Source organism: Nocardiopsis endophytica (assembly GCF_027706725.1).
Taxonomy (GTDB): domain Bacteria; phylum Actinomycetota; class Actinomycetes; order Streptosporangiales; family Streptosporangiaceae; genus Nocardiopsis_A; species Nocardiopsis_A endophytica.
In genome coordinates this window covers 1-4,013 of record NZ_JAQFWQ010000197.1, presented here as the reverse complement: position 1 = coordinate 4,013, position 4,013 = coordinate 1, and the positions used below count along the sequence as shown (strand labels likewise).

The 4,013-nt window shown below is 71.4% G+C and carries 7 protein-coding genes; 4 read left to right on the top strand and 3 right to left on the bottom strand.

Annotated elements, in window-relative coordinates; genetic code table 11:
- The first annotated feature begins 514 nt into the window (after positions 1-514).
- The gene (locus O4J56_RS31845) at positions 515-850 is read left to right on the top strand and encodes a PadR family transcriptional regulator (protein ID WP_270690949.1); all 336 of its coding nucleotides are present in this window, start codon (positions 515-517) and stop codon (positions 848-850) included.
- Positions 847-1,683, top strand: a complete 837-nt coding sequence (locus tag O4J56_RS31840; RefSeq protein ID WP_270690948.1) for a hypothetical protein — start codon at positions 847-849, stop codon at positions 1,681-1,683. Before O4J56_RS31845 ends, O4J56_RS31840 begins: the two co-directional genes overlap by 4 nt.
- A gap of 15 nt (positions 1,684-1,698) precedes the next feature.
- Here O4J56_RS31840 and O4J56_RS31835 read toward each other — a convergent pair whose 3' ends face one another.
- From O4J56_RS31835 to O4J56_RS31825, 3 genes are all read right to left on the bottom strand, one after another.
- Positions 1,699-1,824, bottom strand: a complete 126-nt coding sequence (locus O4J56_RS31835) for a hypothetical protein (protein WP_270690947.1) — start codon at positions 1,822-1,824, stop codon at positions 1,699-1,701.
- 130 nt (positions 1,825-1,954) lie between these two features.
- Positions 1,955-2,152, bottom strand: coding sequence for a DUF397 domain-containing protein (locus O4J56_RS31830; protein WP_270690946.1), 198 nt, complete (start codon positions 2,150-2,152; stop codon positions 1,955-1,957).
- Positions 2,153-2,162: 10 nt separating this feature from the next.
- Positions 2,163-3,020, bottom strand: coding sequence for a helix-turn-helix domain-containing protein (locus O4J56_RS31825; RefSeq protein WP_270690945.1), 858 nt, complete (start codon positions 3,018-3,020; stop codon positions 2,163-2,165).
- A 225-nt stretch (positions 3,021-3,245) separates the two neighbouring features.
- Here O4J56_RS31825 and O4J56_RS31820 point away from each other — a divergent pair, with 225 nt between their 5' ends.
- Positions 3,246-3,578, top strand: coding sequence for a hypothetical protein (locus O4J56_RS31820; protein ID WP_270690944.1), 333 nt, complete (start codon positions 3,246-3,248; stop codon positions 3,576-3,578).
- On the top strand, positions 3,578-3,985 hold the full coding sequence (locus O4J56_RS31815; RefSeq protein WP_270690943.1) for a hypothetical protein: 408 nt from the start codon (positions 3,578-3,580) through the stop codon (positions 3,983-3,985). The genes O4J56_RS31820 and O4J56_RS31815 overlap by 1 nt, the downstream gene beginning before the upstream one ends.
- Positions 3,986-4,013: the final 28 nt, after the last annotated feature.

The window sequence follows — 4,013 nt, the reverse complement described above, 5'->3', positions numbered from 1 at the left end:
CACCGGGGCGGCGGCCGCCACGAACGCGCTCAGCCACGCACCCTGCCCACCGCGCTGCCCACCCGAACCGCGAGGGGCCCGCCGGACGGCAAGCAGGGCCCGGGAACCGACCCGCTTCTGCCGTCGCTGCCATCCACGGGGACCACCCGCACGCCTGGCAGCCGACGACGCTGCACCGCGGGCCGCCGAGCTCTCCTCGTCGCCGCTCGCAACGGTGCGCCCCGTCGGTCTGCCGCCCGGCCGGGGCCCTTGAGCGGGGTACCAGCGCAGCCGCCCACCCTCCCGAACCGAGAGGGGCCTCGCGCCCGGCAGGCAGGGCCCGGGAACCGCCCCGCTTCTGCCGTCGCCGCCATCAACGCCGACCCCGCACACGCGCCACACCCGACAGCGCTGCCGCCTGGGCCGCCGACCCGTCCTCGCCCCCCTGAGGAGTGGCGCCACATAGGTTGTATTGCTGACTAGATCGGGGTACCTTCCAGATAGCGAAGCGAACACGACGAGGGAAGGCGGCACCATGGCGGACCGGCGCGCGAGCTGGCTCAAGGGCGTCCTCGACCTGCTCGTCCTGGCCGTGCTGGCCCGCGGCGAGAGCTACGGCTACGCGATCGCCAAGACCCTCGACGAGGCCGGGCTGGGGCGGATCAAGGGCGGGACCCTCTACCCCGTGCTCAACCGGCTGGAGGAGGCGGGCCTGGTCGAGGCCGAGTTCCGCGCGACCGAACGCGGCCCCGGGCGCCGCTACTACCGGCTCACCGACCAGGGGCGGAGCACACTCGGCGAACAGAGCGACCTGTGGCAGGCCTTCGAATCGTCCGTGCGCGAGGTCCTGGAGAAGGGAACGCGAGAATGACCCCCCACCCCACCGGCGACGACCACGACGACTACATGGAGCGGCTCGCGGACCGCCTCCGGAGCGCGGGGATGCCCGCCGCCCAGGTGGAGGCGACCCTCGCCGAGCTCGACGCCCACCTGAGCGAGAGCGGCACCGACCCCGGGAGCGAGTTCGGCCCGCCCGAGGAGTTCGCCGACGGCCTGACCGGCGCACCGCCGGCCGCCGACGGCGGGGAGCGGGCGGACGGGACGACCGCTCAGGACGGCGATGACCCCCACACCCTGCGCGTCTACTCCAACGCCTTGGAGATGCGGGACAACTGCGACCGCCTGGGCGCGGAGGGGTGGGAGGCCCAGGACATGGACTCCAACGGCCTCATCACCTTCACCCGCGACCCCGACGAGCCCCAGCGCTGGGAGTACCGGTTCGAGTACGCGCTCACCAGCGCGCGCCAGGAGCGGCGCTCCGGGGAGCTGGCCCCGGACGGGTGGGAGCCCGCCGTCCCCTTCGGCGGATACGCGATGCTGTACAAGCGCCCGCGCGCGGTGGAGGAGGGCCCCGGGGCGCGCATCGACGCCCCCGCTCCCCGGCCTACGCGCAGGTTCCTGTGGGGGCCGCGCTTCTACCTCGGGATGGGCGTGTTCCTCGCCGTGATGTACGGCCTGGTGTACCTGCTCGCGGCCGGAACGGAACTCCTCCTCGGCGGCCCGCCCGAAGGGCTGGTCAAGGGCTTCTTCCAGGGCACGGAGACCGCTCTGCTGGCCGGGCTCGCGGTCGCGGCCGTCATGGCCGTCGTGCAGGCCGTGCGCACGCGGCGGGACCGCCCCGCCCACTCCCCGGCGCAGAAGTGAGCGGTTGGGCCGGGTTCAGTCCGACGCCTCCCCGCTGAAGCGGGACAGCGCCGCCGACGCCCGGTCGGCCAGGCGGCGCAGGTGCGGCACGCGCTGAACGCGGACCGACGGGTCGACGGAGACCGGTCCGGGGGAGACCACAACCGCTACGCGTGGCCGGATCCGGCGTCTAGGCGGACGGCAATGCACGCCGTACCATGACCGGTGGGATGAAGTTTCTGGTGAAACTCAAGTACGGCCCCGGCACCGCCGGGGCCGTACTTGTGTGCGGTCAGAGGCGGTCGCGCTTCACGTCATCAAGGAACGCCGCCCACTCCGCGCAGGGGAACAGGAGATGGCCTCGGTCAGGGTTCTTGCTGTCCCGAACAGCAGCCGCGGAGGGCGCGTCGGCAACCTCGACGCAGTCCTGAGTCTGACCACCGCTGTAGCTGGACTTACGGTACTTCAGGGGATGGGACGTTTCTGGCATGGCTGCTCTCTCAGAGGGCGGACAGTCGGGTACGGATCAGTTCACGAGACTCGTCCACGGACAGGGCGGACGCCTGCACGTAGTCGAACCGGCGCTGATACTCGCGGACCTGATTCTCGGACTCCAGGTAGAGCTCTTCGGACACGGCTTCCAGGTACACGACCGGCGGGTCGGGCATCGGGAACTCCATGATGACGAAGTGCCCCGTCATCGCGGCATGAGGACCATGAGCGACCGGCAGCACCTGGATTCCGATGTGTGGGTGCCGGCTGACGTCCAGAAGGTGCTCCAGCTGGTCACTCAGCTCGGGCGTGATATGGAGAAGCGCGGCCTCGTCGATGACGGTCCAGAACGCGGGCGGCTGGGCCTTGGAGAACACGGCCTTCCGGAGCATCCGCGCCTCGACCCGGCGCTCCACTTCACCGGTCTCTCCCATGGCGCTGGCCGTCGCCATGGCCCTCGCGTAGGACTCGGTCTGGAGGAGGCCGGGGACCGTCATGGACTGGTACGAGCGGATGGAGGACGCCTCGGCCTCAAGCCCGATGAGCTGCCCACCGCCGAGCACGTTCTCGTAGGTGGCCCACCAGCCCTTCTGGTTGGCCTCGCGCACGAGGCGCGTGTAGTCCTCACGCTCGCCTTCGTCGGTGACCTCGTAGATGTCGAGGAGCAGAAGCACATCGTCGATCGACAGGCGCTTCCACTCGCCGGTCTCCAACCGGTTGATCTTGGATTCGGACCAGCCGCGGGCCTTGCCGCTGATCCGCTTGGCCTCGGCGGCCACGGCCTTGGCCGTCAGCCCTGACCGCTCACGCTGCTGGAAGAGCAGCCGAGCGACGCGCCGTCGGCGGAGCGTGGGGCTTGCGGCCACGAGGGCGGGGTCCTTCCTCTGAGATCCCAGCTGATGACCTGATCCTAGGGCTCCACTGGCAGAGTCCGACATTTCGCGCACCTCGCATCCAACATCGAAAGCCCCTGTGGAAGTTATCAGCTCCAGAGATAACTTGGGGCTTGCAAATATTGACGGATGTCGCGACGATGGGGAGCAACCAGAGACAGCTGGGCCTCCCACCCGGCACATCCCGAGGAGCCACCCATGGACCTGTCCGTGAAGAAGCCTCCCGAGCGGCGGCGGGCCGCGCGCGTCCGCCGCTACGGCCGCACCCGCATCCCCGGCTTCGGCCGCTTCTGCGAGGTCGCCTCACGCCACCGCGACGACTGGTCGATCACCTACGACTACGCGTCGCCCACCCCGTACCGGGCCCGATCCCGCAGCCGCGACGACGCCGTCATCACCACCAGCGACGTCGACGTCCTCGACGGCGCGCTCGCCGCCCTCACCGCACTCCCCCCGGCCACGGACCTGCGCCGCCACGCCCTCCCGCCGCGAGCGGACGACCTCGCCGCGACCATGCGGGAGGTGGCCTGATGACGCCCGACGCCGCCACCTCCGCATCCCGTCGGCTCTACCCGCGGCCCGAACCGCCCCCGTCCTCCGCGCCGTCCGCGGCGCTCTCCACCGACCGCCCCGAGCCCACCGACGCCGACCCCAGGCCCGACGCGGACGTTGTCTGGGCCTACTTCGACACCGACACCGGCGAGGCGGTCCTGACCCTGACCGACGACGCGCGCGGCGTCCTGCGGCTGCGCACCGACGACGACGAGCACGAAGCCGTACTCCTTGCCGTCCTCACCGCCGCCCGCCTGAGCGCCCGCACCACCGTGGACGTCGACGCCCGCACCTGGTGGGCCGCCGTCGCCCGCCAGGGAGAGGCGATCCTGGACCAGGTACGCGGGATCCGCCGCCTCCCCCAGATATCCCGAGAGGACCCATGACCATGGCCCCCGGCGGCCTGTCAGGGGA